The following is a 22,169-nucleotide window of genomic DNA, read 5'->3' as shown; positions in this document are numbered from 1 at the left end:
TCACGAAACCTTTCCCGCTTCTTCCCGACTTCTCCGCACACACCACGGGTGGGGATGCACGTCGGCACCCCCACCCGTGGGATCGAACCGACTAGTTCTTGACCGCTTCGAGCAGCGGCACGACCTGCTCGATGCCGTAGGGCACGCTCAGCACGGTGTTGAACGACATGGCCGCGCCGATCGGCGGGTCCATGTAGGTGAGGAACAGGTCGCGCTTCTCGCTGACGACGCCCAGCCGCTGGTAGGCGGGCACGGACTTGATCCGCTCCCACGCGGTCTGGTCGAACATGATCCACACCAGCCGGTCGGCGTCGAGCAGGTCGAACCGCTCCTCGCTGAACTCGGCCACGTTCATCTGCCCGGCGAGCTTGCCGATCTCGTCCACCAGGGTGAAGCCCAGCTCCTTCATGAAGATGGCCTTCGGGTCGGTCGGCGCGAACGCGGAGTACTGGCCGGGCTTGAAGCTGTCGGCCACCACCATCGTCTTGCCGGCCCACTCGGGGTGCGCGGCCTTGGCGTCGGCGAAGCGCTTGGCCACGCCGTCGATCAGCGCCTTGGCCTCCTTCTCCTTGCCCAGCGCCTTGCCGATGTGCAGGGTCTGGTCCTGCCACGGCGCGGCGTAGTCCGGGAACGCCTTCGGCTGCGCCACCACGGGCGCGATCTTCGACAGCGTCTCGTACTGCTCCTTCTTCATCCCGGAGTAGACCGCGACGATCAGGTCGGGCTTGAGCGAGGCGACCTTCTCCAGGTTGTACTCGTCGCGCTCGCCGACGATCTCCGGCTGGGTGGAGCCCCAGAGTTCCTTGGTCCACGGCCAGTTGCCGAACGGCCGCTCCTTGAACCAGTCCACGACGCCGACCGGCTTGACGCCGAGCGCCAGCACGGGCTCCTGGTCGGACAGGCCGAGCGTGACGACCTTCTTCGGCTCGGCCTTGATCTCGGTGGTGCCGTACTTGTGCTCGACCGAGACCGGGAACGCGCCCGAGGAGGCAACACCGGTCGGGACCGTCCCGGAGCCGGCGTCGCCGCCGCCCCCGCAGGCGACCAGCGCCAGCGCTGCGGCCGAGACGACCGCGACCAGCCTGAACTTCGTGGACATCAGGGTTTCCCTTTCGGAGGCGCGGCGGCGCGCCGCAGTAACACCAGTTAGGTTTGCATAACCTAACCCATGACGAGGGGTTTCAGTGAGACGGTGAGACGCTGATCGCGTACTCGGGCCGCACCGGCTCGACCGACTGGGCCGGCACCGCGGGCTCGCGGCGGCCGAGCACGGACTGGAGGATCTCCCCGACCCGCACGGACGTGTTGGACAGCAAGGACGACGAGATGCCGTGCGTGTGCTCGGTGCCGCCCTGGAGGTACAGCCCGGCCAGCAAGTGGTCGTCGGTGTCCAGGCGGTAGTCGCGGCCCACGCTGAGCCGGCCGTGCTCGTCCCGCGCGCAGCGGTCGGCGAGGCCGCCGAGCAGCGCCGTCGGGTCGGCCTCGTGGTACCCGGTGGCGTAGACGATCGCGTCCGCCTCCAGCACGGCGCGCTCGCCGGTGCCGAGCGATTCGACGGTCACCGTGACGCCGTCCTCGCGGTCGTCCAGCTCGGCGACGCGGGAGAGGTTGAGCAGCCGCAACCGCTGTTCCCCCAACACCTTCTCCCGGTACACCCGCCGGTACAGCTCCGCGATCAGGTCGTTGTCGACCACCGCGTAGTTGGTGTTGCCGTGGTAGTCCATGAGCCTGCGCTTGACCTGCTCGGGCGCGGTGAAGAAGTCGTCGACGGCGTCCGGGTCGAAGATCCGGTTCGCGAACGGGCTGTCGTCGGCCGGGCTGTAGCCGTAGCGGGCGAACACCGCGCACACCTCGGCGGACGGGAACCGCTCGTGCAGGAACGCGGTGACCTCGGCGCCGCTCTGCCCCGCGCCGACCACGACCAGCCGGCGCGGGTCGGTCAGGGACTCGACGCGGTGCAGGAAGTCCCGGTTGTGCCAGACCCGCTCGGACGGCCGGACGCCGTCGGGCAGGGCCGCGCGCAGACCGGTGGCCAGCACCAGGTTCCGGGCGCGGCGCACCTCCACCTCACCGGACGACGTGCGCGAGGCGACGTCGAAGTGCGTGATCACGCCGTCCTCGGTGACCGGCCGGACGTCCACCACGTCGTGGTCGTAGGACACCAGGTCGTCCACGCGACCGGCGGCCCACTCGAAGTAGTCGTGGAACTCGACCCGCAGCGGGAACAGGTTCTTGTGGTTGATGAAGTCGACCAGCCTGCCCCGCTCGTGCAGGTAGCTGAGGAACGTGAAGGTGCTGTTCGGGTTCCGCAGGGTCACCAGGTCCTTGAGGAACGACACCTGCATCGTCGCGTCCTCGATCAGCATCCCCCGGTGCCAGCCGAACCGCGACTGGCGCTCCAGGAAGTGTGCGGTCACCACGTCTTCGGGGCGCGCGGCGGCGTTGTACTCGGTGACGGCGATCGCCAGGGCCAGGTTGGAGGGCCCGAAGCCGACGCCGAGGACGTCGAAGACCGGTGGCTGTGGCATGGGTGTCCCATCGGTGCGACAACAAGATGATCGAACTTTGGTGAGCCTAACCTAAGCTTGTCCGCAGCGGGAGTGATCCAGGCCTCTCTTTTCATTAGGGTAGCCTCACCTACCACTTAGCGGAAGGCGGCACCGGGTGGAACCCGACCTCAAGACTGCTGTCCCCAAGGTTGTTCTCCGGGAAGCGGTGACCGGGCAGTGGAAGTCGGTGACCCTCGCTTCGGCGCTCGGTGCGGCGCACCAGGCCGGCGAGGCCGCGGTGCCCCTGCTGATCGGCGTGGTGATCGACGAAGCGGTGCGGACCGGCGCGGGCGGGCGGCTGGCGTTCTGGGTCGGCGTGCTGGCCGCGGTGTTCGTGGCGCTGTCGCTGAGCTTCCGGTTCTCCTTGCGCAACGGGGAGAAGGCGTCCCACCAGGCCGCGCACGAGGTGCGGTCCAAGCTGGCCGCACGGGTGCTGGCGACGGACGGCGGCGTGGCGGAGGGCAGGCTGTCCGGCGAGCTGGCGAACATCGCCACCAGCGACGCGCAACGCGTCGGGCAGGTGAACCTCGCGTTGCCCATCGCGTTCTCCGCCGTGATCGGCGTGCTCGTGGGCGCGGTGGCGCTGCTGCGGGTGTCGGTGGTGCTGGGGCTGCTCGTCCTCGTGGCCGCGCCGGTGTTGTTGGGCTTGGCGCACTTCCTCGGCAAGCCACTCGAACGGCGCAGCGACGCCGAGCAGGACCGGGCCGCGCTGGCGTCCGGGGTGGCGGCCGACCTGGTCGCCGGGCTGCGGGCGTTGAAGGGCATCGGCGCGGAGGCGACCGCGGCGCAGCGGTACCGGGTGACCAGCCGGTCGTCCATGGAGGCGGCGATCCGGGCGGCGCGGTCCCGCGCCTGGCTGGACGGGTCGATGCTGGCGATGACCGGTGTCTTCCTGGCGATCGTGGCGCTGGTCGGCGGCCGGTTGGCGGCGGCCGGGTCGATCACCGTCGGCGAACTGGTGGCGGCGGTCGGGTTGGCGCAGTTCCTGCTGTGGCCGCTGTCGATCTTCTCCTGGGTGAACGGGCTGTTCGCGCAGGGGCGGGCGTCGGCCGCGCGGGTGGCCGAGGTGCTGTCCGCTCCCCCGGCCGTGCCGCCGGGCTCGTCCGCGTTGCCGGCTTCGGTGGCCGGGCGGGTCGAGTTGGCCGACGTGGTGTCCGGGTCGCTGCGCGGGGTGTCGTTGACGGCCGCACCCGGCGAGCTGCTGGGTGTGGTCGCGCGTGATCCGGCGGACGCGGTGTCGTTGCTCGCCGTGCTGGCGCGCGAGGTGGACCCGACGGGCGGTTCGGTGACGCTGGACGGACTGCCACTGTCCACTGTGGAGGGTGCGGCGCTGCGGTCGGCGGTGCTGGTCGCGGCGCACGACGCGGACCTGTTCGAGGGATCGGTGCTGGACAACGTGTCAGCCGGTGGGATGAACACCGGTGGCGTGGACGAGGCGATGGACGCGGCGCGGGTGGACGACGTCGCACGGGCGTTGCCGGACGGGCTGGACACGGTGATCTCGGCGCGCGGCCGGTCGTTGTCGGGCGGGCAGCGGCAGCGGGTGGCGCTGGCGCGCGCCCTGGCCGCCGCTCCCCCGGTCCTCGTGGTGCACGACCCGACCACGGCCGTGGACGCGGTGACGGAGGTGTCGCTGGCCGCCGGGATCAAGCAGGTGCGGACGGGGCTGACGACGATCGTGGTGGCGACGAGCCCGGCGTTGCTGGCGGCGGCGGATCGCGTGGTGTTCCTGGCTTCGGGCGCCGTCGTCTCGTCCGGCGCGCACGCGGACCTGGTGGCGGACGAGGACTACCGACTGGTGGTGTTGAGCTGATGCGCGAGCTGTTGGCGACCGCGTCCGGGACGCGGACCTGGGCCGCGGTGGGCGAGTTGGTGCGACCGCGCCGCGGGTTGGCGTGGGCGGCGCTGCTGGTGCTGCTGGCGGGCACGGCGGTCGGGCTGGTGACCGCGCCGGTGCTGGGTCGGATCGTCGACCTGGTGGGCGCGGGGTCGTCCGACCTCACGTGGCCCGTGGTGGTGTTGGCGCTGGTCGCGATCGCCCAGGGCGTGTCGACGGCGTTCGGCACGTCCCTGGTGGCGAAGTTGGGCGAGGGGATGCTCGCGGACCTGCGCGAGAGGTTCGTGGAGCGCGCGCTGCACCTGCCGTTGGAGCGGGTGGAGAAGGCGGGCTCGGGCGACCTGACCTCGCGGGTGACGCGGGACGTGCAGGTGATCGGGGACGCGGTGCGCAACGCGCTGCCGGTGATGGCGCGGTCGGCGTTGACGATCGGGTTGACCGTGGTCGGCATCGCGGTGCTGGACTGGCGGTTCCTGATCCCGGTGCTGCTGGCGCTGCCGATCCACGTGCACACCGTGCGCTGGTACGGGGGGCGGGCGGTGCGGCTGTACGCGGCGCAGCGGGTCGCCGTCGGTGTCCAGCAGCAGCAGTTGCTGGACTCCATCGGCGGTGCGGCGACCGTGCGGACGTTCGGGTTGGCGTCGTCGCACGTGTCGCGGGTGCGGTCGCGGTCGCAGGAGGCGGTGGACCTGGCGTTGCGCGGCATCCGGCTGCTGACGCGGTTCTACGGACGGCTGAACCTGGCCGAGTTCATCGGTCTGGCCGGCGTGCTGGTGACCGGGTTCCTGTTGGTGGGCGCGGGTTCCGCGTCGGTCGGCACGGCGACCGCCGCGGCCCTGTACTTCCACGGGCTGTTCAACCCGATCAACGCGGCGCTGGCGCTGGCGGACGACGTGCAGGCGGCGACCGCGTCGTTGTCCCGACTGGTGGGCGTGACGGACGAGCCGATGCCCGTGCTGGAGGGGCGGGTCCGGCCGGTGGACACGACGATCAAGCTCGCCGGGGTCTGCCACTCCTATGTGGACGGACATCCGGTGTTGCGCGACGTTGACCTGGAGCTGGGCGTCGGCGAACGGGTCGCGCTGGTCGGCGCGTCCGGAGCGGGCAAGACGACGCTGGCCAAGCTGATCGCGGGCGTGCACGAGCCGACGAGCGGGAGCATCAGCCTCGGCGGGGTCGACCTGGGTTCGGCGGTGCGGTCGGTCGCGTTGATCACCCAGGAGGTGCACGTCTTCGCCGGTCCGCTGGCCGACGACCTGAGGCTGGCACGGCCGGACGCGACGGATGCCGACGTCCTCGCCGCGCTGGAGCGGGTGGGCGCGCGAGGCTGGGTGTCGGCGTTGCCGTCCGGGCTCGACACCGTGGTGGGCGAGGGCGGGCACCGGCTGACGGTGGCGCAGGCGCAGCAGTTGGCGCTGGCCCGGCTCGTGCTGGCCGATCCGCCGGTGGCGATCCTGGACGAGGCGACGGCGGACGCGGGCAGCGCCGGCGCGCGGGAGTTGGAGGCGGCGGCGGCGCGGGCGCTGGACGGGCGGACCGGGCTGCTGGTGGCGCACCGCCTCACCCAGGCCGCGACCGCGGACCGCGTGGTGGTGCTGGAGGCCGGTCGGGTGGTGGAGAGCGGCACGCACGAGGAGCTGCTGGCCGCCGGCGGTCGGTACGCCGAGCTGTGGTCGGCCTGGTCCGGAACCCGGTCCTGACACGGCGGCACAGCGGTGATCGCGGCGCCCGAATCCGGGTGCCGCGATCACCGGCTGCCACTACGCCGTGCGGATCACCCTGAGGTAGAGGTCGTAGTCGGGGCCACCGGCCACGTCGAACGGCAGGTCGCCGCTGCATCCGTGGAAGTGCAGGACCAGCACCGTGCGCAAGCACATGGAGCACATCTTCGACCGCACCGGCGCCCGCAGCCGCGCGGCGGCAGCGGCTCTGGTGATACCGCACCTGAGCGCCATCGACCCCGGCTGGCGCCACCGCGACGAGTGTCCCGCCGCGAGCGCCGGTCCCACCGAATCCGGCGTTACCGCGTGGAACTAGAAGATGACGATCAGCAGGACGATCGCGAGGATGATCGCGACGACGGTCGGGATCGTGGCGGGCGACCTGCGGTAGTGGCTGTGCACCGTGGTCTTGCGGAACCAGCTGTACGGCACGCGTCTGCGGTGTCGCTGAACCCAGGGCATGTCTGCTCCCAACGTGGTGTCGTACCCCCGTGTCGGCTCCAGTGGTACCCAGGAGCGCCCTTCCGGACACCTCCGGGTGATCACGACCCGCGATCGGTCCGCCCGTGGCGAAAGCGGGTGCACGGTCGCGGCCCGGCGGCTTAGCGTTGGCGCGTGGAGATCATCGATGTGGTGCCGAACCTGCGGATGCTGCGGTTCCCGGTGGGGCAGGCGTACGTGTGGCAGGAAGGCGACGCGCTGACCGTGATCGACACCGGTACAGCCGGGTACGCCGAGCAGATCGCCGCGCTGGGTCGGATCGAGCGGATCGTGCTGACGCACTTCCACGACGACCACATCGGGTCGGCGGCGGAACTGCGCGCGTTGACGGATGCGCCGGTGTACGCGCACGGGCTGGAGGCGCCGGTCATCCGCGGCGACGCACCCGCGCCGCCGCCGATCGTGCCGCCGGAGGAACGGGAGCTGTACGACCGCGTGACGCCCGGCGTGCCGGTCGCGCCCCACTCCCCCGTCGACCGCGAGGTGGACGAGGGCGACGTGCTGGACTTCGGCGGCGGCGCGCGGGTGCTGTCGATCCCCGGGCACACGCCGGGCAGCATCGCGCTCCACCTGCCGGACGCCGGCGTCCTGTTCACCGGCGACACCGTGGCGACGTGGGAGGGCGCGCCGATCCCCGGCGTCTTCAACCTCGACCGGCCGCTGCTCCTGGAGTCGGTGCGACGCCTGCTCGACCTGGGACCGGACGTCCTGTGCGTCGGCCACGGCGATCCGCTCTTGACCGGGGGCCGCGCACGGCTTTAGCTATCGAGCACTCGATCGAAACTTTCTGTCCCGAGCAGTCGAGGAGAGTGCCGCCGTGAGAGCTCTGGTCGCCGCACTGGTGTTGGCGTTGCTCGGAGTCGCCCCCGCGGCGGCGGCGCCGCCCGATCGCTGGGTCGGCACGTGGTCCGGCGCGGTCACCACCGTGCCGGCGAGCGACTCGACCGCGTTCGAGGACCAGACGATCCGGCAGGTCGTGCGGACCAGCGTCGGCGGCGACTCCGTGCGCGTGCGGCTGTCCAACGAGTTCGGCACGGCACCGCTCGTCGTCGGCGAGACGCACGTGGCGCTCCGCGACTCCGGCGCGCGTGCCGTGCCGTCGACCGACCGCCTGGTCACGTTCGGCGGGCGCGAGTCGGTCACCATCCCGCCCGGCGCGCCGGCGTTGAGCGACCCGATCCCGCTGCGGCTCAAGGCCCGGGTTGACCTGCTGGTCAGCATCCACCTGCCGGACCACACGCCCGGCACGACCACCAGCGCGTTCGCGTACCAGCAGAACTACATCGCGGCGGGCAACGTCACCGGCAGCGCGGACATCACGCCGACCGGCACGACCGATCGGTGGTACTTCCTGTCGGGCGTGAGCGTGCGGTCGTCGGCTTCGGCCGTGGTGGCGTTCGGCGACTCGATCACCGCCGGGACGTCCCTCAACGCCAACAACCGCTGGTCCGACTACCTGGCCCGGCGCGCACCGCACCTCGGCGTGCTGAACAAGGGCATCGCGGGCAACCGCCTGCTGCACGACCCCAACCCCCCGGCGGGCTCGCCGGCCGAGGGGTACGCGGCGCTGTTCGGCGAGAGCGGCCTGCGCCGACTGGACCGCGACGTGCTGGTCCAACCGGGCGCGCGGTACGTGATCGTCCTGCTGGGCGTCAACGACATCGGCCACCCCGGCACGCCCACCGCGCCCGCGTCGGAGAAGGTCACGGCCGCGGACATCATCGCCGGCCACTCGCAGCTCATCGCACGGGCGCACGAACGCGGGCTGAAGGTGTACGGCGGCACGATCACGCCGTTCCGCGACGACACGTTCGGCTTCTACAGCCCCGAGAACGAGGCCACCCGGCAAGAGGTGAACCGGTGGATCCGCACCGGTGGCGCGTTCGACGCCGTGATCGACTTCGACCGGGCGCTGCGCGACCCCGCCGCACCGGACCGCCTCCTCGCGGCGTTCGACAGCGGCGACCACCTGCACCCCAACGACAAGGGCAACGAGGCGATGGCCGAGGCGATCCCGCTCCGCCTGTTCCGCTGACACCGCAAGGCGAACCGGGCCTGCACCAGGCAGGCCCGGTTCGGCTCAGCCCGACCGGCGGACGACGAACTCGGTGGGCAGCACGACCGGTTCCGGCGCCAGGACCGCGCCTTCGAGCCGGGACAGCAGCAGCCGCGCGGCGGCTTCGCCCATCGCCCGCATCGGCTGCCGGACGGTCGTCAGCTCGGCGTGCGCGGCGATCGGCACGTCGTCGAAGCCGACCACCGCGACGTCCTCCGGCACGGTCCGTCCGGCCGCGTTCAACGCCCGGATGACACCCAGCGCCGACAAGTCGTTGTGCGCGAACACCGCGTCGAAGCGAAGCCCGGTGGCCAGCATCTTCTCCGTCGCCTCCGCACCGCGGTCGGTGCCGAAGTCGCCCTCCACCACCAGTCTCGGGTCGACGTGCACGCCCGCGTCGCCAAGGGCGTCGAGGAAACCGTCCAGCCGCTCCCGCACGCACCCGAAGTCCGACGGCCCCGTCACCACGGCGAACGCGGTGCGGCCGGCCGACATCAGGTGCTGCGCCGCGTGCTGCGCACCTTCCCGGTTCGTGGTGCTCACCGACGGGAAACCGGGCCTGCTGCCCCGGTCGTCGATCATCACCACCGGCAGGCCCTGGTCGTGCAACGTCTCTATGTAGCTCAACGTGTCCGGCGGCTCGATCACCAGCAGCCCGTCGAACGCCTTCGCCGACACGTGGCTGGCGAACTGCGCCAACGACTCCGCGCCCCGGTTCACCGTGTACAGCAGCAGGCCGTACCCCTCGGCCTCCAGCTCGTCCACCGCGCCCTGCACGACCTCACCGGTCCACGGCCACGTCAACGACGGCACGAGCATGCCGACGGTGCGCGCGCGACCGCGGGCCAGGCCGACCGCCCGTGCGCTGGGCACGTAGCCGACGTCGGCGATCACCTGCCGCACCCGTGCGGCGGTGGCCGCGTCCACGTCCGGTTTGCCGTTGAGCACCCGGGACACGGTCGCCTTGCTCACCTGTGCCCGTTGGGCGACTTCGGCGATCGTGACCCGCACGGTGACACTCCTCGGCTGCTGACCCCGGCGCAAGCTGCTGCGTAACCGGTACCGAAACCGGTTACGGACACGCAGTCAACCGGTACGCGCACGCAGCGTCAAGAGTCCTCCGGCCGGGATTCGCCGTGGTCAGGCCAGGACCGCGCGTCCGGCGGGCGTCAACTCCGCCCGCACCCACGGCCCGGTGGAACCCGGTTGCGCCGGACGGAGCAGTCCGGCGTGGGCCAGTTCGCGCGCGGCGACCTGGTCGCAGCACAGCAGGCCGTCCACCTTCAGATCCGGCTCGCTGCTGCGGGTCACCTCGACCCGCCCGGCCTCGATCGCGCGGAGCAGGGCCCGCGCGCGGTGGTTCAACTCGTCATCCATGATCTTTCACCGTCGTCCCCAGTAGTTGTGCACTGGGGTTATCGCCGCGACCCCGCGAAGTCTTACCGGGTGCCCGCCCGAGCGGCCTCGGCAGCGGTGATCGTCGTATTCCAGATCGGTGGCGTTACAGCAACGTGGTGATCGTCACTACACGAGGTTCATAATCTTCGGTCACCGTCCGTTCACCGCACGTAGTCTGGCCAACGCGGCGCCGCCTCCCGAAGACCGGCGGCGGCAACGTGCAACAGGGGGAGACCTCGGGAACACGGCCTCACGCCTTCTCGTGATCTCCTTGTCCAGCCTCGAATCCGGTGGCCCCACGGCGACCGGAGGCCACGTTGAAGGGAGGTTCATCATGACTCGCAAGCACACTGCGACGCTCCGCCCCAAGCTGGTGATCAAGGGCAAGGGCAAGTGATCATGAGCGGGGGCGGAGTCTGCTGACTCCGTCCCCGCTCTTCTTCCTCCGGATCGCGACCCCACGGGAGCGGAATGTTCGTGGTGAAGGCCCTGGACAACGGGGTTCGCGTGGCGCTGGACGGCTCGCTCGGAGTGCGAAGCGTGACGGTGTGCGTCTCACTTGGCGCGGGTGCGGCGCACGATGCTCCAGACCAGAGTGGACTGTCTCATTTGGTGGAGCACCTGGTGCTCGAGGCGCCCTGCGACGGTGACACCCCGCTGGCCAAGTGGGTCGACTCGGTCGGCGGCCAGTCCAACGCCTCCACCTCGCACGAAGCGGTGGTGTTCTGGGCGCGCGTGCCCCCGGAGGCCGCGGTCGAGTGCGTGCGCCACCTGGACCGCGCGGTCGCCCGGCCCCGGATCACCGACGAGCTGTGCGATTCCGAGCGCTCGGTCGTCCTCCAGGAACTCCTCGCCGCGGCGGCCGATCCGATCGACGTGGCCAGGGAATCGTTCCACGGCGCGCTGTTCGCCGGCGGCCCGTTCGCCCGCCCGGTCGGCGGCGACGTCGAAAACTTCCCCGAACTACCCGCCGAGGACGTGCTCCGGGCGCACTCGCGCACCCTGGCGGCGCACCCGGTCGACATCAGCCTGGTGGGACCGCCCGACCTGCTCGCCGAGTCGTTCGACGTCCTCACCGGCGGCGAACTGGCACGGCTCGAGCGGACCGGCGCACCGGCGTTGTCCGACCGCGCGGTGGCCGCGCCGCCCCTCCCCGCAGCCGACCCGGACGCCGAGTACGCCTACCTGGTCGCGGGCGGACCCGGCGCGGGCCGGTCCACCTCGCAGTGGGCCGCGGCCGAGGTGCTCGCGGCGGCGATCGGCGGCACCCCCGGCTCGGTGCTGTACGAACGGCTGCGCGGCGAACTCGGGATGGGATATCAGCTCCAGTCCTTCCACACCGCCTACCGCGACGTCGGCTCGTGGTCGGTCGTCGTGGGCGCGCCGCCGGAACACGTGCCCCTGGTGGAGCGGACGGTCCACGACTGCCTCGACGCCGTGGCGTCCGGCCGGCTGGCGGGCGGTCACCTGGACGCCGCGAAGCGGCAGGCGGTCGGCTCGGTGCTGCTGGACAACGAGGACCCGGTCGCGCTGGCCCACCTGGACTGCGCGTGGCTGCCCCTGGTCGGTTCGGGTGAACCGCCGGTGGACGCGGTCCGGCGGCTGATCGCCGGGGTCGACCACGAGGACGTCCGCGCCGCGGCTGCACGGGTTTTGAAGGGCTACACGCATGTCGTCGCGTCCTGACGCCGACGCGGCCGAGCTGCGCGCGCTCGGTGTCGCGGACGACGTCGCCGACCTGTTGGCCGAGTCCGACGCGCTCGCCCGGGTGGCGGACCGGCTGGTGGTGATCACCCCCGAGGTGGACGACGTCACGGGCGACGCCCGCGCGCTGGTCACCTTCCTCACGTCGTCCGTCCACACCGGACCGGAGCTGGTGGCGGAACTGGCCGTGGCCGCGACGGCGCTCCACCCGGGGATCGACCGGCTGGTGCTGGTGCTACCACCCGGTAGCGAGCCGCTCGCCACTCCCGGTGGGACGGCCTACATGCGTTACGTGCTCGCCACCGATCGACTGGTGACCACGGGTCCGGCACCCGGCTGGCAGGTCCGGCAAGCGACCGCGGACGACGCCGACGACGTCGTGCCGCTGTTCGTCGCCGCGCTGGTCGACGGCTACCGCCTGGCCGGCGTCGCCACCGACGAGTCCACAGTGGACGAGTACGCGGTCGGGCTGTTCGGGCAGGCGTTGGAGGTCGGCGCGGTGTTCGTCGCGCACGACGCCGACGGCTTCGCGGGCCACGCCACCGTGCTGCCCGACCAGGACGACCTGACCGGGCGGGACCGCCTGGAGCTGTTCGACCAGTTCGTGCTGCCACGCGCGCACGGCACCCCCGCGGGGTCGCTGCTCACGTCGGCGGCGGTGGAGCACGCCCGCGCGTGCGGTCTGCCGCTGCGCGGCTACGTGTCCGGTGGTGGCCCCACCGCGGACCGGGTCTACGAAGCGCTGGTGGCCAAGGGCTGGCGACCGGACACGACGTACTGGTCCCTCCCGCTGTCCGCACTCCCACTGGTGTCGCCCTCACCGCCCTCGCTCCCACTGGCCTCGCCCTCACTGCCCGCGGAGGTGGTTCCCGGTGGCTGACCGCCGCTTGGCCCTGTTGCCCACGGTCCAACCCGGTCTGCGGACCACGAGCTTCTGCCTCACCGTCACCTGCGGGTCGCGGTCGGACCCGGAAGGGCTCGGTGGCCTGACCCACCTGGTGGAGCACCTGGTGATGTCCGCACCGCTGCGCGGCGGCGAGTCGTTCAGCCGGCGCACCGAGCGGATGGGCGGCACGGTCAACGCGCACACCGGCCTGGAGGAACAGCAGTTCTACGCACAGGTGCACGCGCAGGACGCGCCGAAGGTGCTGGAGCTGCTGCTGGAGGCGGTGTACGCGCTCGACCCCGACGAGGCGACCGTGGCCAGGGAGAAGGACGTCGTGCTCCAGGAGTTGGCCGGTGGCGCGGCCGACCCGAGCGAGCAGGCGCAGGACGCCATCCTCGACGCGCTGTTCCCCGACCACCCGCTCGGCGCGCCGGTCGGCGGCACCCCGGAGGGCATCCGCGCGATCAGCCCCGAGCACGTGCGCGCGCACCACGCGAACGCGGTCCTGACCCGCCCGGTGAGCCTGTCCGTGGTCGGGCCCGAGGTGCCGGGCCTGCCCGACGACGTGATCGCCGACCTGGCCGGTGACCTGGCCGGTGACCGCCTGCCCGACGACCACGCGCCGCTCACCCCCGTGCGGCGGGACCCGATCACGTGGCCCCAGGGCTACTTCTGGCTGTGCTTCGGCGTCCGCTCCCCCGCCATGGGCGACCCGGGCCGTCCGGCGTACGACCTGCTGGCGCTGCTGCTGGACTCCAGCCCCGCGTCGCTGCTCTACCAACGGCTGCGTGACGAGCACGCGCTCGGCTACGCGTTCGACACGTGGGACCGCGGCTACACCGAGGCCGGCGCGTGGCGGATGCTCGTCGGTGTCGACGACGGCAACGGCGACCGGGTCGAGCGGATCGTGCGCGACCTGCTCGGCGAACTCGCCGACCGCGGTCCGGCGGACGAAGACCTGCTCACGGCCAAGCGGCGGGCGGAGGTGCAGCTGCTGCTCCGGACCGAGGACCCGTTGGAACTGGCCAAGTTGGCGGGCGTCCGGTCCCGTGCGGGCAGCGTCCCGTGGTCCGCGGACGCCGACCTGGCGGCCCTGACGACGGTGCCGGCCGGCGCGATCGCCGAGGCCGCCGCCACCGTGCTGGCCAACCTGACGACAGTGGTACGAGCCGGAGGATGACCGCACCATGACCACCACCGCCACCAGGGTCGACCTCGCCCTGTTCCACCGGCTGCTGGACGTGGACGAGGACGAGACACCCGACGTGCTGGTGCGCGCCTCGCGCGCCCACGGCTGGTCGTTCCCCGCGCTGGTGCTGTCGGCGTTCGCGCACGAGGGCGTGGCGCTGGGCAGCGGCTCGTCGGACGAGCTGAACCGCACCAAGACCCGCCGTGCGCTCTACGCCGAAGCCCTCGCCGAGCTGTCCGCGCGGGTGCCCGTCACCGTCCTCAAAGGACCGTCGGTGGCCCGGCACTACCCGGAAGGGCTGGTGCGCCCCGTCGGCGACCTGGACCTGGTGGTGGCCGACGAGCCGACGCTGTGGCGCGCGGTGCGGGCGGTCCTGGAGCTGTGCCCGATCGAGTCGATAGGGGTGTCGGTCTTCGGCCACCCCGAGCAGCACCTGGTCGTCGAGCTGTTCTGGCCGGGCGCGGACCCGTTGCTGGACAAGCAGCACATCGTGGAGCTGTCCACCGCGGCGTTCCCCGGTGACCAGGGGCCGGTGCCGGTCCGGGCGCCGCTGCCGGACGACCCGATCACGTCCAACCTGCTCGCGCTGGCCGAGGAGCGGTTCCAGCGCGCCTTCACCGCCAAGGACCTGACCGACGTGGCCGTGCTCGGCCCGCTGGTCACGTCGTGCGCGGACTTCACCGCCGCGGCCGAGCAGTGGAACCTCGCGCCGGAAGCGCTGGAGCTGCTGGAGCTGGCGGCGGCCAAGATCGACCTCGGTCCGCTCGGCGACGCGCTCGTGCCGCTGCGCGCCGCGGCTGGACGAGAACGGGAGCGGCGGCTCGCCTGGGCACGACCGGAACCGCCGGACGACCCGATCGCGGCGGCGTTGGCCGCGGGCAGGTCGGTCGGCGGTCTGCTGCTGCGCGAGGCGAGGCGTGACGACATGGAGCAGGCCCGCGTGCACCGCTACGACGGCGGTGTCCTGATGGAGACGCCGGTGGGCGACTACCTGATGGTCGACCGCGTCGAGGTGACCCAGGAGCAGTACGACCGGGCGCTCGCGGAACTGGACGGCAGGGACTGATGGGCGAGCCGACCGGTTCTGCCGTCGTGGTCGAAGGGCTGCGGCGTTCGTACGAGCGCAAGCGGCAGGAGCCGCGGGTCGCGTTGGACGGGATCGACCTGTCCGTCGCCGTCGGTGAGGTGCACGGGCTCCTCGGGCCCAACGGCGCGGGCAAGACCACGCTGTGCAAGATCCTCTCCACCGTGCTGCTGCCGACCGGCGGACGGGTCGAGGTCTTCGGCCACGACGTCGTCACCGACACCGCGGCGGTGCGCCGCCTGCTCGGCATCGTGTTCGGCGGCGAACGCGGCCTGTACGGCAGGCTCACCGCGCGCCAGAACCTGCGTTACTGGTCGGCGCTGTACCGGCAGCCGCGAGCCGTGGGCAGGCAGCGGTCCGCCGCGCTGCTGGAGCGGGTGGGCCTGGCCGACCGGGCCGACGAGCGCGTCGAGACGTTCTCGCGCGGCATGAAGCAGCGCCTGCACCTCGCGCGGGGGTTGATCGGCGACCCCAAGCTGCTCGTGCTCGACGAGCCGACCATCGGCATGGACCCGGTGGCGGCCAGGGACTTCCGCACCCTCGTCGGCGAACTGCGCGCCGAGGGCCGGACGATCCTGATCACCACGCACGACATGGCCGAGGCCGAGGCGGTCTGCGACCGGGTGTCGCTGATCGACGGCGGCAAGCTCGTGGCCACGGAGAACCCGAAGACGATCGGCGACTGGCTGAGCACCTACGAGCGGGTGGTCGCCGAGGACGTTCCCGAGGACGTCGCGGTGTCCGTGCGTGCGGTGCCGGGCGTGCGTGACGCCACCCGGTCCGAGGGCTCGCTGGTGGTGGAGACCGACGCGGCAGGCGCGGCGGGACGGGTGGTCGAACTGCTGGTCAAGGCCGGTGTCGCGCGGATCTCCACCGGCAAGCCGTCGCTGGCGGACGTCTACCTGCACGTCATCGGCGACCGGGGAAGCGTGGTGCGGTGATCACCGTCTTCGGCGCCGCGGTGTGGTTCCAGGGGCTTCAGATGCGCCGGGTCGCCAACCTGAGCGCGCTCGTCAACACACCGCTGTTCACGCTCGCCCTGGTGGCGATCATGGTGCACTCCGGGCGGTCGGACCTGGCCCCCTACGCGGTGGTGGGCGCGACCGTGATCGCGGTGTGGAACATGGCGATCGTCGAGTCCGGCGGCATCATCGACGCGGATCGCGGCCAGGGCACGCTGGAAGCGCTGATCAGCACGCCCGCGCCGTTGGCGCTGGTGGTGCTCGGCCGGACCGTGACCGTGACCGTGATCAGCCTGCTGTCGCTGGTCGAGAGCGTCATCGTGGCCCGGCTCGTGTTCGGCGTGGTGGTGGACGTCCACCACGGGTGGCTCTTCGCGGTGACGCTGGTCCTGACCGCCGTGTCGATGGCGATGACGGCTTCGGCGCTGGCGGGCATCTTCGTGCTGTCCCGGTCGGCGCGGACGTTCCAGAACGCGTTGTCCTACCCCTTCTACCTGCTCAGCGGCGCCGTAGTGCCCGCACCGCTGTTGCCGGAGTGGCTGCAGCCGATCACCAAGGTCGTCTTCCTGTCGTGGTCGACCGACCTGATCCGCGACTGCCTGCGTCCGGGTGCCGTGCCGAACGCGTTAACGCGGTTGGCGGTGGTGGCCGGTCTGGGGCTGGCCGCGATGGTGGCGGGCGTGTGGGTGCTGCGGCGCATCCTGGAGCGGGTCCGCACGACGGGGGCGGTGAGCTTCGCGTGATCCGCGACAACGCGAGGGTGCTGGCCGCCGCGTTCACCAGCGCGCTGGCGGACCTGCGGGCGATCTACACGTGGCGCACGTGGTCGTTCGCCTGGCTGTCCCGGATCTTGGCGCAGGTGGCGTTCTACGCCGTGATCGGGCGGCTTCTCGGGTCGGCGGAGCGGACGCAGTACCTGCTCGTCGGGAACGCGGTGTTCATCGCGGCGCTGGTGTCGCTGCTGGTGTGCGCGTCGACGGCGTGGGAGCGGCAGGCCGGCACGCTGCCGCTGCTGGTGGCCGCGCCGACCAGCCCGTTCCCGCTGTTCGTCGGGCGCAGCGCGCAGTGGCTGCTGGACGGGACGATGTGCGCTTCGATCGCGCTGTTCGTGCTGTCGCCGCTGTTCGGCCTGCCGATGCCGATGCCACGGGCGCTGCTCGCGCTGCCGCTGATCGCCTTGGTGTCGTGGTCGACCTACTGCTTCGGCCTGGTGCTGTCGGCGTTCGTGCTGCGCAAGGTTGAGGTGCGCAACCTGGTGAGCGGGCTCAGCTCACTGACGCTGATGCTCGTGTGCGGGGTCCAGGTGCCGACCACGTTCTGGCCCGCCCCGTTCCCGCAACTGGCCGAAGTGCTGCCGCTGACGCACGGGCTTGGCGCGGTGCGTGACCTGCTGTCCGGCGCGCCGGCGGGTGTGGTGGTGGGTGGTGCGGCGCTGGAGCTGTGCGTGGCGACCGGCTGGCTGGTGGTCGCGGGCCTCGCCTTCCGGCACCTCGCGGAGAGCGGGCGGCGGGACGGCTCCATCGAGTTCGGCGACTGACCGCCCGCCGGCGCTGCGCCCCGACAGGGCGCTCCGGCCCGACACCACCGCTCGGTCCCAGCACCACCGCGACCTAGGGCCTGTCCTCAAAGCAGATGTGGCTGATCTGCTTTGATCTTGGGCCGTGGTACGCAGGCATGAGTTGACCGATGAGCAGTGGCAGGTGATCGAGTCGTTGTTGCCCGCTTCGGGTGTGAGAGGTCGCCCTCGGGTGGACGACCGGCGGGTGGTCAACGGGATGCTGTTCAAGGCGAAGACGGGTGTGGCATGGCGTGACCTGCCGGAACGGTACGGGCCGTGGAAGACGGTCTACAACCGGTTCTGGCGCTGGTCGCGCAACGGCACCCTCACGACGCTGGTGTCGCGGGTCCGGGTGGTCGCCGAGGCGATCGACGAACTCGACCGCGAGGTGTCGGTGGACTCCAGCATCGTGCGTGCCCATCAGCACGCCGCCGGCGCCCGCCGCACGACCGCGTCCCACACAGGGGGCGGACGGGCCGTGCGGCGGGCACAGCGAACCAGCTGATCATGCCATCGGCCGCTCCCGCGGCGGACCCACCACGAAGATCCACCTGGCCTGCGACGGCCACGGTCGACCGCTGTCGGTGGTGCTGACCGGCGGCAACGTCAACGACTGCACCCAGTTCACCCGTGTCATGGCCGGCGTCGAGTTCCGACGACCGGGTCCCGGCCGCGCGGCGACCAGGCCCGCACGGGTCATCGCGGATAAGGGCTACTCCTCCAAGGCCATCCGCGCCCACCTGCGCAAACGAGGCATCCCGGCCACCATCCCCGAACGCCGTGACCAGCAGGCCAACCGCAAACGCAAGGGCCGCGCGGGCGGGCGCCCGCCGGCCTTCGACCGCGCCGCCTATAAACGCCGCAACGTCGTGGAACGCTGCTTCAACCGACTCAAGCAGTTCCGCGCCATCGCTACCCGCTTCGACAAGACCGCCATCTCATACCGAGCCATGATCGATCTCGCCACGCTGCTCATCTGGCCTTGAGGACACGCTCTAGCACCACCGCTCCGGCCCGCAGCACCACCGCACCGGCCGGTAGCGGCCCGGCAGGGCGCTCCGGCCCGACTCCACGCTGCCCGCAACATTTTCGCCCCGAACAGCGCGGTGCCCGCCCGTCCCGGCTGGGACGAGCGGGCACCGGTCGTGCTTGGTGGTCAGCCCCGGCTGAGAGCCGACCGACCCGCGTAGCGGGCCTCCGAGCCCAGCTCCTCCTCGATGCGGATGAGCTGGTTGTACTTGGCCGTGCGGTCCGAACGGGACAGCGAACCCGTCTTGATCTGACCGCAGTTGATCGCCACCGCGAGGTCGGCGATCGTGGTGTCCTCGGTCTCGCCGGACCGGTGGGACATGACCACGGAGTAGCCCGAACGGTGCGCCTTCGCGGTCGTCGCCAGCGTCTCGCTGAGCGTGCCGATCTGGTTCACCTTGACCAGGATCGAGTTGGCGATGCCCGCCTCGATGCCCTCGGTCAGCAGCTTCACGTTGGTGCAGAACACGTCGTCGCCGACGAGCTGGCAGCGGTCGCCGATGGTGTCGGTGACGAGCTTCCAGCCCTTCATGTCGTCCTGCGCCATGCCGTCCTCGATGGACACGATCGGGAACTTGGCCACCAGCTGGGCCAGGTACTCGACGTGCTCCTCGACCGTGCGCTTGCGACCCTCGCCGGCGTAGTCGTACACACCGTCCACGTAGAACTCGGACGCGGCCGGGTCGAGCAGGATCGCGACGTCGTCGCCGGGCGTGTAGCCCGTCTTCTCGATCGCGTCCACGACGAACTGGAGCGCCTCGTCGGCGGAGTTCAGGTTCGGCGCGAAGCCACCCTCGTCACCGACGTTCGTGTTGTGCCCGGCGGCGTGCAGCTCCTTGCGGAGCGTGTGGAACACCTCGGAACCGACGCGCACGGCCTCGGCGAAGGTCTTGGCGCCGACCGGCGCGATCATGAACTCCTGGAAGTCGATCGCGTTGTCCGCGTGCGCGCCACCGTTGATGATGTTCATCATCGGCATCGGCAGCAGGTGCGCGTACACGCCACCCACGTAGCGGTACAGCGGCACGTCGTGGTGCGCGGCGGCGGCCTTGGCCACGGCGAGCGACACGCCCAGCGTCGCGTTCGCGCCGAGCCGCGCCTTGTTCGGCGTGCCGTCCAGCTCGATCAGCGTGCGGTCCAGGTCCGTCTGGGCCTCGGCGCTCATCCCCAGGATGGTCTTGGAGATCTCGCCGTTGACCGCGTCGACCGCCGCGCGGACACCCTTGCCGTGGTACCGGCTCTTGTCGCCGTCCCGCAGCTCGACCGCCTCGTTGGTCCCGGTAGACGCCCCCGAGGGAACCGCCGCCCGACCTCGCGCACCGCCCTCCAGCAGCACGTCGACCTCGACAGTGGGGTTGCCCCGGCTGTCGACGATCTCCCTGCCGACCACTCGGACAATGGCAGTCATCTCACTCCTCGGCTCTGGATAACCACAGGCGGCTGAGGACCACGCCGTTGTGGCATCCCCGCCGAGCGCGGTTCGATTGTCATCAACATGTTTCCCGCCCGCCTGAATCATGTCACAGCGGCGGTTTCGACCCTCGGTGACCAAGGGGTGCACGGATGGGCGACCCACGGCCCGTGGACGCAGTTAACGTGCTGTTAACGGGAGGCGTTCACGAGCGGTGGTCGGAGCCCGCCATCGGCGTCGACCACGCACCGGGCGGCGGGTTCTCCAGCACCTTGGCCCACCCCGGCTCGTCGTAGGTGATGAAGTGGGTGCCCAGCACGGCCAGGTCCCAGTGGTCCAGCTCCAGGTCGAGGCGTTCGAGCTCGCGGACGAACGGGCGCCACGCCACGCGCTCGCCCCGGGACATCGCCGCGAGCTGCTCCAGCAGCCAGCCGGCGGCCGGGTCGTCGGCCTGCGGGCACTCGCGCACGGCCCTGGCCACCCGCTCGACCGCCGGTTCCGGCGACAGGTCGAGGCCGCCCTCGTCGCAGCGGCGCAGCTCTTCGTCCAGCACCGCACGGCCTTCGGCGGACAGGCGGCCCTCCGCGAGCGCCGTCAGCAGCCGCAGCCGGGTCGCGCGGTCGCAGAGCAGGCCGAGTTCGCGGACCAGGTCGGCGGGCTCGTCGGCGACGTGGATGAAGCTCAGCACCCGGTTCGGCTGGCCGAGGAGGCTGCGCAGGGTTCCGGGGCGCTGAGCGGACAGCGTGGCCGAGCCCTTGAGGCCGCTGAGGCGCACGGTGCCGGGCACCTCGTGGCCCTCGCCGCTGCGCAGCAGGAGCAGCAGCGCGGGACGGGACAGGACGTGCTCGTTGACCTTGAGCCGGTCGAGGGTGGCGGACGTGAGCTGGTAGCGCCACAGCTCGCGCCAGCTGTGCGGGGTGAACGACATCGGCTGCGCGGCGACGATCTCGAAGTCGTGCTCGCCCAGGTACTCCACGACGGTGCGGAGCTTGGCCGCGACCAGCCCGTCCGGCTTCACCATCAGCAGGGCGGACCGGTGCAGCAGTTCGCCGACCGCGGGCCCGAAGGATTCGACCGCGTCGCTGAACCCCTCCCGGAAGTACGTTTCGCGCTGGTACAACTCCGCCTTCAGCGGCAGCCGGGTCAACGACGGGAGAGTGTTCACGTTGGCGGGCCCCCAAGGCGCGTGGTCCATTTGCCGGAGTTGTCCGAAGCCGGAGTCGCCCAATGCCGGGTAGTGCGATGTCGGCGGCTTCCGCTGTCGGCCGGTCGCAATCCTAACAGCGCGTCGCCGGACAACGACCCGTGACATTGTCCACAGTTCCGCGCATCATGTCGAGGTGCGGTCAAAATACGAGTGGTTGGCCCCCATGTCGCTGTGGCCCCTCGCCCGGCCGCTGATACCGCGACCGGTCGCCCGTCCGCAAGGCGGCGGAACGCGTCGGACCGACGACGAGGCGGTGTTCGGCGCGGTCGTCCACGTGCTCGCGAGCGGGTCCGCGTGGCGCGAGGTGCCCAAGGTGTTCGGCACGTCGTGGCAGACCACGCACCGCCGCTTCACCCAGTGGTGCAACGCGGACCTGTGGCGCCGACTGGTCGACGCCGCGGCCGAAGCCGAGTCGCGCGCGCCGGAGCGTGAACAGGCCGCCGGTGACCTGACCGGGTGGGCGCGGACGCTGGCGGAGGCGGCGGACGAACGACTGCGCGAGGCGCGCGGGGACACGTCGGGCCGGCGGGCGCCCGCGCCGCGGCCGTACATCAAGCGGCAGTTCAGCGGCGGCTTCGTGGAGCAGTTGTTCGGCCCGCGCCGGTGGCGCACCTCCCACGGTGGCCCGCCATCACGTGAGACAACATTCGAAGAATTCGAATAAAAACACCGATCCACGTGAGACAAAGTCTCCTCGAATCAGCCTCGCAATGCTTGACAGGACGAGTCGAAGCGATTGTAGGCTGACCATCGCGGGGACCTTACGCCCGCCTTGAATAAGGGAGCAGAGACATGCAGCACGCATTTTCTCCTGCCATTCAGAGTGGCAACTTCAACCTCAAGAACGAGGTTGTCCAGCTCATCCCGACGGGTGGCGTCGCCGAGCGCGTCGTCATGAGCGTCCGTGAGCTGGAGTCGTTCCGGGTGGCGGGGCTGTCCGTCCCGGCCTCCAAGCACGGCCTGGAGACGATCTGCGGCGCCAGCTGCGAGACCGGCGCCCAGTAGTTCCCCGGCGGGCGGGCCGTCTCCGGGCGGCCCGCCCGTTCACTACTCGTCCCGACGGCCGAACAGGAATTG

At 71.4% G+C, this 22,169-nt stretch carries 21 protein-coding genes; 15 read left to right on the top strand and 6 right to left on the bottom strand.

The window, feature by feature from the left end:
- Positions 1-91: 91 nt before the first annotated feature.
- Complete coding sequence (locus OQ02_RS14040) at positions 92-1,099, bottom strand: iron-siderophore ABC transporter substrate-binding protein (protein ID WP_033438836.1); 1,008 nt, start codon at positions 1,097-1,099, stop codon at positions 92-94.
- Positions 1,100-1,181: 82 nt separating this feature from the next.
- A complete protein-coding gene (locus OQ02_RS14035) occupies positions 1,182-2,528 on the bottom strand; it encodes a lysine N(6)-hydroxylase/L-ornithine N(5)-oxygenase family protein (RefSeq protein WP_033438835.1) in 1,347 nt (448 codons plus the stop codon).
- Positions 2,529-2,736: 208 nt separating this feature from the next.
- Between OQ02_RS14035 and OQ02_RS14030 the strand changes: the two genes are divergently transcribed.
- The 5 genes from OQ02_RS14030 (at position 2,737) to OQ02_RS14015 (ending at position 8,643) form a co-directional block, all read left to right on the top strand.
- Complete coding sequence (locus tag OQ02_RS14030; RefSeq protein WP_231500020.1) at positions 2,737-4,362, top strand: ABC transporter ATP-binding protein; 1,626 nt, start codon at positions 2,737-2,739, stop codon at positions 4,360-4,362.
- Positions 4,359-6,086, top strand: coding sequence for an ABC transporter ATP-binding protein (locus OQ02_RS14025; RefSeq protein WP_197043334.1), 1,728 nt, complete (start codon positions 4,359-4,361; stop codon positions 6,084-6,086). Before OQ02_RS14030 ends, OQ02_RS14025 begins: the two co-directional genes overlap by 4 nt.
- Before the next feature lie 163 nt (positions 6,087-6,249).
- Positions 6,250-6,423, top strand: coding sequence for a hypothetical protein (locus OQ02_RS43740; protein ID WP_197043324.1), 174 nt, complete (start codon positions 6,250-6,252; stop codon positions 6,421-6,423).
- 299 nt (positions 6,424-6,722) lie between these two features.
- Positions 6,723-7,370, top strand: coding sequence for an MBL fold metallo-hydrolase (locus OQ02_RS14020; protein ID WP_033438832.1), 648 nt, complete (start codon positions 6,723-6,725; stop codon positions 7,368-7,370).
- Between the two features lie 55 nt (positions 7,371-7,425).
- A complete protein-coding gene (locus OQ02_RS14015) occupies positions 7,426-8,643 on the top strand; it encodes an SGNH/GDSL hydrolase family protein (protein ID WP_156077039.1) in 1,218 nt (405 codons plus the stop codon).
- Positions 8,644-8,688: 45 nt separating this feature from the next.
- Here the strand turns inward: OQ02_RS14015 and OQ02_RS14010 are convergent, their stop codons facing one another.
- The gene (locus tag OQ02_RS14010; protein ID WP_033438830.1) at positions 8,689-9,675 is read right to left on the bottom strand and encodes a LacI family DNA-binding transcriptional regulator; all 987 of its coding nucleotides are present in this window, start codon (positions 9,673-9,675) and stop codon (positions 8,689-8,691) included.
- 129 nt (positions 9,676-9,804) lie between these two features.
- Positions 9,805-10,041, bottom strand: a complete 237-nt coding sequence (locus OQ02_RS14005) for a hypothetical protein (RefSeq protein ID WP_033438829.1) — start codon at positions 10,039-10,041, stop codon at positions 9,805-9,807.
- 492 nt (positions 10,042-10,533) lie between these two features.
- Between OQ02_RS14005 and OQ02_RS14000 the strand changes: the two genes are divergently transcribed.
- The 8 genes from OQ02_RS14000 to OQ02_RS42380 all read left to right on the top strand — a co-directional run bounded on the left by OQ02_RS14000 (position 10,534) and on the right by OQ02_RS42380 (position 18,431).
- Positions 10,534-11,748: a M16 family metallopeptidase gene (locus OQ02_RS14000; RefSeq protein WP_081915614.1), complete on the top strand. Its 1,215-nt coding sequence runs from the start codon at positions 10,534-10,536 to the stop codon at positions 11,746-11,748.
- A complete protein-coding gene (locus OQ02_RS44775) occupies positions 11,732-12,646 on the top strand; it encodes a hypothetical protein (RefSeq protein WP_033438827.1) in 915 nt (304 codons plus the stop codon). Before OQ02_RS14000 ends, OQ02_RS44775 begins: the two co-directional genes overlap by 17 nt.
- Entirely contained in the window at positions 12,639-13,832 is a 1,194-nt protein-coding gene (locus tag OQ02_RS13990; RefSeq protein WP_033438826.1) for a M16 family metallopeptidase, read from the top strand. The genes OQ02_RS44775 and OQ02_RS13990 overlap by 8 nt, the downstream gene beginning before the upstream one ends.
- Before the next feature lie 7 nt (positions 13,833-13,839).
- A complete protein-coding gene (locus OQ02_RS13985) occupies positions 13,840-14,907 on the top strand; it encodes a nucleotidyltransferase family protein (protein ID WP_033438825.1) in 1,068 nt (355 codons plus the stop codon).
- Positions 14,907-15,866, top strand: a complete 960-nt coding sequence (locus tag OQ02_RS13980) for an ABC transporter ATP-binding protein (RefSeq protein WP_033438824.1) — start codon at positions 14,907-14,909, stop codon at positions 15,864-15,866. The genes OQ02_RS13985 and OQ02_RS13980 overlap by 1 nt, the downstream gene beginning before the upstream one ends.
- Positions 15,863-16,630: an ABC transporter permease gene (locus OQ02_RS13975; protein WP_033438823.1), complete on the top strand. Its 768-nt coding sequence runs from the start codon at positions 15,863-15,865 to the stop codon at positions 16,628-16,630. The genes OQ02_RS13980 and OQ02_RS13975 overlap by 4 nt, the downstream gene beginning before the upstream one ends.
- Positions 16,627-17,424 carry an ABC transporter permease gene (locus tag OQ02_RS13970; protein WP_033438822.1) on the top strand — a complete coding sequence of 266 codons (798 nt, stop codon included), beginning with the start codon at positions 16,627-16,629 and terminating at the stop codon, positions 17,422-17,424. The genes OQ02_RS13975 and OQ02_RS13970 overlap by 4 nt, the downstream gene beginning before the upstream one ends.
- 124 nt (positions 17,425-17,548) lie before the next feature.
- Positions 17,549-18,431 (top strand): IS5 family transposase gene (locus tag OQ02_RS42380; RefSeq protein WP_231500019.1). Its coding sequence is split into 2 segments (ribosomal slippage): positions 17,549-17,892 and positions 17,891-18,431, totalling 885 coding nucleotides; the frame shifts between segments, so codons are not numbered across the junction.
- Between the two features lie 170 nt (positions 18,432-18,601).
- On the opposite strand, the gene eno is transcribed toward OQ02_RS42380, so the two are convergent.
- Both eno and OQ02_RS13950 read right to left on the bottom strand, forming a co-directional pair.
- The gene (gene eno, locus OQ02_RS13955; RefSeq protein ID WP_033438820.1) at positions 18,602-19,882 is read right to left on the bottom strand and encodes a phosphopyruvate hydratase; all 1,281 of its coding nucleotides are present in this window, start codon (positions 19,880-19,882) and stop codon (positions 18,602-18,604) included.
- 208 nt (positions 19,883-20,090) lie between these two features.
- The gene (locus OQ02_RS13950) at positions 20,091-21,050 is read right to left on the bottom strand and encodes a nucleoside-diphosphate kinase (protein ID WP_033438819.1); all 960 of its coding nucleotides are present in this window, start codon (positions 21,048-21,050) and stop codon (positions 20,091-20,093) included.
- Positions 21,051-21,255: 205 nt separating this feature from the next.
- Between OQ02_RS13950 and OQ02_RS41895 the strand changes: the two genes are divergently transcribed.
- Positions 21,256-21,756 (top strand): transposase, encoded by a 501-nt coding sequence (locus tag OQ02_RS41895; protein WP_063747059.1) that lies wholly within the window; start codon positions 21,256-21,258, stop codon positions 21,754-21,756.
- A 128-nt stretch (positions 21,757-21,884) separates the two neighbouring features.
- A complete protein-coding gene (locus tag OQ02_RS13940; RefSeq protein ID WP_033438818.1) occupies positions 21,885-22,097 on the top strand; it encodes a hypothetical protein in 213 nt (70 codons plus the stop codon).
- The last annotated feature ends 72 nt before the right edge of the window (positions 22,098-22,169 follow it).

The organism is Saccharothrix sp. NRRL B-16314 (assembly GCF_000716595.1).
Taxonomy (GTDB): Bacteria; Actinomycetota; Actinomycetes; order Mycobacteriales; family Pseudonocardiaceae; genus Actinosynnema.
Note: the sequence above shows the minus strand (reverse complement) of the source record. Positions and strands in the feature narration are given on the sequence as shown.